The organism is Kitasatospora sp. NPDC059577 (assembly GCF_042735475.1).
Lineage (GTDB): Bacteria > Actinomycetota > Actinomycetes > Streptomycetales > Streptomycetaceae > Kitasatospora.
In genome coordinates, this window is sequence record NZ_JBHWBZ010000072.1 from 15,758 (window position 1) to 21,611 (window position 5,854).

General features: G+C 75.7%; 5 protein-coding genes. All 5 read left to right on the plus strand.

Translation table 11 applies throughout. From position 1 onward, the window contains the following. Window positions 1-166: 166 nt before the first annotated feature. The 5 genes from ACFV0O_RS36220 (at window position 167) to ACFV0O_RS36240 (ending at window position 5,718) form a co-directional block, all read left to right on the plus strand. Window positions 167-1,060, plus strand: coding sequence for an ABC transporter ATP-binding protein (locus tag ACFV0O_RS36220; protein WP_380348311.1), 894 nt, complete (start codon window positions 167-169; stop codon window positions 1,058-1,060). Further along, window positions 1,054-2,664, plus strand: a complete 1,611-nt coding sequence (locus ACFV0O_RS36225) for an ABC transporter permease (protein ID WP_380348313.1) — start codon at window positions 1,054-1,056, stop codon at window positions 2,662-2,664. The genes ACFV0O_RS36220 and ACFV0O_RS36225 overlap by 7 nt, the downstream gene beginning before the upstream one ends. Before the next feature lie 154 nt (window positions 2,665-2,818). After that, entirely contained in the window at window positions 2,819-4,138 is a 1,320-nt protein-coding gene (locus ACFV0O_RS36230) for a sensor histidine kinase (RefSeq protein ID WP_380348315.1), read from the plus strand. After that, window positions 4,102-4,746 carry a LuxR C-terminal-related transcriptional regulator gene (locus tag ACFV0O_RS36235; RefSeq protein ID WP_380348317.1) on the plus strand — a complete coding sequence of 215 codons (645 nt, stop codon included), beginning with the start codon at window positions 4,102-4,104 and terminating at the stop codon, window positions 4,744-4,746. The genes ACFV0O_RS36230 and ACFV0O_RS36235 overlap by 37 nt, the downstream gene beginning before the upstream one ends. Window positions 4,747-5,091: 345 nt before the next feature. Beyond that, window positions 5,092-5,718: a YbaK/EbsC family protein gene (locus tag ACFV0O_RS36240; RefSeq protein WP_380348318.1), complete on the plus strand. Its 627-nt coding sequence runs from the start codon at window positions 5,092-5,094 to the stop codon at window positions 5,716-5,718. Window positions 5,719-5,854 lie beyond the last annotated feature (136 nt).

A 5,854-nucleotide genomic window follows, 5' to 3' on the forward strand; every position in this document is an offset into this window, starting at 1 on the left:
CCCGGCCCCGCGGGGGCCCCCGTCGGCCGTTTCTGCCGCGGGGGGTCTCGGGGGGTGGGGGGTCCCCCAACCCCCCCCCCCCCCCCCCCGTTTCCGCTCGGAAACCCCGCGGATCTCTGCCGAACGGCAGATGTGCGGAACGCACCGGCCCGGAAGCATTCGGTGCGTGACCGAACTCCGGATCCTCGACCTGACCAAGGAGTACCGCGGCGGCAAGCGCGCGGTGGACTCCTTCTCGCTGACGCTGCGGCCCGGCGTGCTCGGCCTGCTCGGTGCCAACGGCGCCGGCAAGTCGAGCCTGATGCGCGTCCTGGCCACGGTCACCCGGCCCACCTCGGGGCAGGTGCTGTGGGAGGGCGTCGACACCGCCCGGCACCCCGGGCCGCTGCGCCGCACCGTCGGCTACCTCCCGCAGGACTTCGGCGTCTACCCGCAGCTCACCGCCCGTGAGTTCCTCGGCTACCTGGCCGCCGCCAAGGGGATGCGCCGGCGCCCCGCACAGGCCCGGATCGCCGAACTGCTCGACCTGGTCAACCTGTCGGGCGCGGCCGGGCAGCGGCTCGGGGCGATGTCCGGCGGGATGCGCCAGCGGGTCGGCATCGCCCAGGCCCTGCTGAACGACCCGGCGCTGCTGATCGTGGACGAGCCGACGGTCGGGCTGGACCCTGAGGAGCGGCTGCGCTTCGGCAGCCTGCTGAGCGGCCTCGGCGCCGACCGGATCGTCGTGCTGTCCACCCACATCGTGCCGGACGTGGCCGCCACCGCCGACCGGATCGCCGTCATGGGACACGGCCGGCTGCTGCACCACGGCACCCCGGAGGAGTTGCTCCGCCGCGCGGAGGGCTCGGTCTGGGAGCTGACCGTCGCGGCCGACCGGCTCCCGTCGCTGCGTTCCCGGTTCCTGCTCGGCGGCACCACCCGCACCCCGCAGGGCGTCCGGGCGCGGGTGCTGTCCGCGGCCCGGCCCGCCCCGGAGGCGGAGCCCGTCGCACCCCGGCTGGACGACGCGTACCTGCTGCTCACCGCCGCCCCGGCCGCCGAGGAGGTGGCGGCGTGGTGACGCGCATCGGGGCGCTGGCCCTGGCCGACTTCCGGGAGCGTAGGCGGCGGCCCGGCTACCTGGTCGTGCTGCTCGGCACGCTCGCCCTCGGGCTGCTGGCCGCGCCGGTCGGCGACTCCCGCTGGGAGGTGTTCCAGGTGACCGACCTGCACGGCCGCTACACCAGCGGCTACGTGGGGACGGTGACGGCGCTCGGCGGCGCGGTCTGGCTCTCGCTGGCGGGCTTCGGCATCGCGCGCGGGGCGATCCCCCGGGACGAGCAGGGCGGCGTGGGCCGGCTGCTCGCCGCCACGCCGATCGGCCGGTTCGCCTACCTGGCGGGCAAGTTCGGCAGCAATCTGCTGCTGTTCGGCTCGATGCTGGCTGCCCTGGCCGGGACGGCGCTCGGCGTGCAGCTGCTCAAGGGCGACTCCGGCCACGTGGACGTGGTGCGGCTGCTGCTGCCGTACGTCCTGATCACGCTGCCGCTGCTGGCGGCGGTGGCCGGGTGCGCGGTGCTCTTCGACACCCTGCCGGGGTTGCGCGGCGGCCTGGGGTCGATGGTGTGGTTCGCGGTCTGGCTGGTGTTCGTCCTGGGCGCGCAGACCGGCGGCGGTCCGGACCTCCTGGGCATGCGGCGGATCACCGCCTCGATCCGGGAGGTGATCGCGGCGAGTGGGCGGCCGGTCGACGGCGTCGAGTTCGGGGTCGGACTGACGGCGGACAACCGGGTGCTCGGCACCTTCGACTGGCCCGGTCTCGGGGCGGTCGAGGCTGGCGGGCCCGCCCGGACGGGGCTGCTGCTGATCGCGGCGGCGGTCGGGCTCGCGCTGCTCGGGGCGCTGTGGTTCCGGCGCTTCGACGGGGCGGAGTCCCGGCCGGCCCCGACCGGACTCCGCCCGGGCGCGACGGGGGTGCGCCCGGGCGGGTGGGGCCGCAGGGGCCCACGGCAGGACGGCGGCGGCGCGGCCCCGGAGGCCGGGCCGGCCGACTTCGCCCGGGATCCGGCCCGGCTGACCCCGGCCCGCAGGGGCGGCACGGTGCTCGCCGCGCTCGCCGGGGAGCTACGGATCCTGGTCCGGGGGCAGCGGTCCTGGTGGGCCGGAGCGGCCGCGATCGCGGCGCTGGCGCTGGGTGTGGCGCCGGACGGGCCGAGCCACGCGGTGCTGCCGTTCGCCGTGCTCTGGCCGGTGCTGCTCTGGTCCCGGATGGGCCACCGCGCGGACGGCGGCAGCGTCGAGGAACTGCTGGGCGCCTGTCCGTCCCCGCTCCGTCGGACACTGGCCGGCCTGCTCGCCGGGATCGTCCCGGCGCTGGCGGTGGTGGCCGGGCCGGTGGTCCGGCTGCTCGGCGCCGGGGAGACCCGGGCCGCCGCGGGCGCGCTGGCCGGGGCCCTGCTGGTCCCCGCCCTGGCCATGCTCTGCGGCACCGTCGCCCGCGGTCCCCGGCTGTTCCAGACCGTCTACCCACTGCTCTGGTACGGGATGGTCAACCACGTCCGCGGCCTGGACTTCCTCGGCGTCTCCGGGGCCGGCGCCCCGGCCCCGGCGGCGGTCGCCGGCCTCGCCGCCGCCCTGGCGCTGGGAGTCCTCGCCGTGGGCGCGATACGCCACGCCACCCGCTGAGCCGCCGGCCCCCGCGGGATCGTCCCCGGCCGGGAAAAGAGGGGAGTTTCTCCCACCGACACCCCCGCCCCGCGCTCGCCAGAATGGCTGCACGGCCGTCGCGGCCGGGGCGCCACGACGGCACCACAACGGCACCACAGGGAGGGGCACGTCCATGGACGGCACGATGGAACCCGGGGGAGGTCCCGCACCGGTCGAGGTCCGGGGGTTCTCGATCCCCGCCGGACTCACCGGTCTGCGGCGGGCGCTGACACTCTGCCGCCTGTCCTTCGTCGCCCTCGGGCACTCCCTCGGGGTGACCGGGGCGATCACCCTGGTCGGCCCGGGCCTCGGCCTGGTGCCGCGCGCCATGGCGGGCGTCCGCGCACTGGCGGACCGTCAACGGGCGCTGGCCGAGGACTGGTCCGGCGTGCGGATACCGGGCCCGCCCGGCCCGCTGCCGGAGGTGCCGGCGGGCGCCTCCGGCATGATCGCCCGCTACCGCTGGATCACCGGCGACCCGCAGACCCGGCGGGAGTTCGCCTGGATCTTCACCGAGCCGGTCGTCGGCGGCCTCCTCGCCTTCCTGCCGGTCGCCTTCGTGCTGAGCGGCCTCTGGGGCGTCTTCCTGGCCTTCTTCGGCGTCCGGCTGTCCACCGTCCTGGACGGCCTCTGGTACGAGTTCATCCCGATCGAAGGCCCGGTCACCGCGGCCCTCGCCGGCCTCCTCGGCGTGCTCCAACTGCCGCTCGCCCTCTGGCTGGCGCCGCGGGTCGTACACCGCCACACCCGCTACACCCGCGCGATGCTCGCCCCGAGCGAGCAGGAGCTGATGGCCGGTCGGATCGCCCACCTGACCACCACCCGCAGCGCGGCGGTCGACACCCGGATGGCCGAGATCCGCCGGATCGAGCGCGACCTGCACGACGGCGCGCAGGCCCGCCTGGTCGCGATGGGCATGACCCTGGACGCCGCCGAGCACCTGCTGGAGCGGGATCCGCAGGCCGTCCGCGCCCTGCTGGTCGAGGCGCGCCAGTCCTCCGCCAAGGCCTTGGAGGAGCTCCGCGACCTGGTCCGCGGCATCCACCCGCCGGTCCTGGCCGACCGCGGACTCGTCGACGCCGTCCGGGCGTTGGCCATGGTCAGCCCCGTCCCCACCGAGGTCACCGCGGACCTGCCGGGCCGCCCGGAGATGCCGCTGGAGTCCGCCGCCTACTTCGCGGTCTCGGAGCTCCTCGCCAACGTCGCCAAGCACTCCGACGCCGGCCGCGCCCACATCGACCTCCGCTACGATCGCGGCGTGCTGCGCGTCACCGTCTCCGACAACGGGCGGGGCGGCGCGGACGCCCGTCTCGGCACCGGACTGCGCGGCGTCGAACGGCGGCTCGCCACCTTCGACGGGATCGTCGCCGTCAGCAGCCCCGTCAACGGCCCCACCACGGTGACCATGGAGCTTCCGTGCGCATTGTCCTCGCCGAGGACCACTTCCTCCTGAGGGACGGCCTGATCCGACTCCTCCAGGCGTACGGCCACGAGGTGGTGGCCGCCGTGGACAACGGACCGGACCTCCTTCGGGCCCTCACCGAGCAGCGGCCGGACGTCTCGATCATCGACGTCCGGCTGCCGCCGACCTTCACCGACGAGGGTCTGCTCGCCGCCCTCACCGCCCGCCGCACCGACCCCGGCCTCCCCGTCCTGCTCCTCTCCCAGTACGTCGAGCCCCTCTACGCCCGGGAACTGCTCGCCACCGGCGGCCGCGGGGTCGGCTACATGCTCAAGGACCGTGTCACCAACGGCGCCCAGTTCCTCGACTCGATCCACCGGGTGGCGGCCGGCGGCACCGCCATGGACCCGGAGGTCGTCTCCGGCCTGCTGGTCCGCAAGGGGCGCGACACCGCCCTGGCCGCCCTCTCCGACCGCGAGCGCGAGGTCCTCGAAGCGCTCGCCCAGGGCCGTTCCAACGCCGGTATCTCCCAGGCCCTGTTCATCACCGAGAAGGCCGTGGCGAAGCACATCGGCAACATCTTCGGCAAGCTCGGCCTCCTCCAGACCGACACCGACAACCGTCGCGTGCTGGCCGTCCTCACCTACCTCGACCAGTAGCCGGCGGCGGCCCGGACCGGGCGGCCGGCGCCTCCGGCAACGGGGCTCCCCAGGGCGGGTCCCGATCCGCAAAGCTGCCGGTCAACCGGCAGATCGGGCCCCGCCCCGGGCCCGGCCCCGGAGTACGATGGCCCGGTCCCGGAGGCGCCGAACACACGGGAGCCCGCACGGGCCCGACCCTCGCCGCACCATCCGTTCGGAGCGCGGCAGGGCAGACCGCGCACCCCCCGGGACGGTCGACCGCACCACAGCACCAGGCAAGGCCCAGAACGACGGCCCGTCGTGCTGCGCAGGCAGGGCGCGGGCCGCTCCACGCCCCGATGCCCGTCTGTGAGGACCGCACCCATGACCCCTGCCCTGTCCACCACGAGCCCGGCCACCGACGGACGACCGACCGGGATCGCCGACTCTTCCGACCCGTCCGACTCCGCCACCCCCGCCGGACTCCCCGAACTCCCCGAACTCCCCGACCTTCCCGAGCTCCCTGAACTCTCCACCTACAGCAGGCTGTTGGACCTGCTTTCGGCGGACCCGGCCGCCTACCGCACGATCTGCCACGAGCCGGAGGGGAACACCGCCCTCGCCAGCGAGCTGCGCGGCCACCCGCTGGAGCAGGCCGCCAAGTCCATCGTCGTCCGGGCCAAGCGCAGCAAACAGGACGGCGGCGGACGGTACGCGCTCGCCGTGGTGCCGGGCGACCGCCGGGTCGACCTCGACGCCGTCGGCCGGGCCCTCGGATCCAGTCGGGTCGGCTTCGCGGACCGCACCACCGCCGAGCGGTTGAGCGGCTGCGCGAGCGGCTCGATCATCCCGTTCTCGTTCCACCCGGAACTCGAACTCCTCGTGGACCACGAGCTGTTGATACACAGTCATCTCTACTTCAACGCGGCGAGACTCGACCGTTCGATCGAGCTGCGCACCGCCGTGTACAAGACGCTCGCGCAGCCGCAGGTCCTCGCCATCGCCGCCTAGCCCGCCCGGCCCCGGGGGGGGGGGGGGGGGCCCCCCCCCCCCCCCCCCGCCGGGCGCCCCGGCGCCCCCCCCCCCCCCCCCCCCCCCCCCCCCCCCCCGCCCCCCCCACACCCCCACCCCCCCGGCGGGGCCCGCC

Excerpts from the sequence above, each read along its gene's own strand:
- ACFV0O_RS36230 (WP_380348315.1), top strand. The coding sequence starts at position 2,819 with ATGGACGGCACGATGGAACCCGGGGGAGGTCCCGCACCGGTCGAGGTC.
- ACFV0O_RS36240 (WP_380348318.1), top strand. The coding sequence starts at position 5,092 with ATGACCCCTGCCCTGTCCACCACGAGCCCGGCCACCGACGGACGACCG.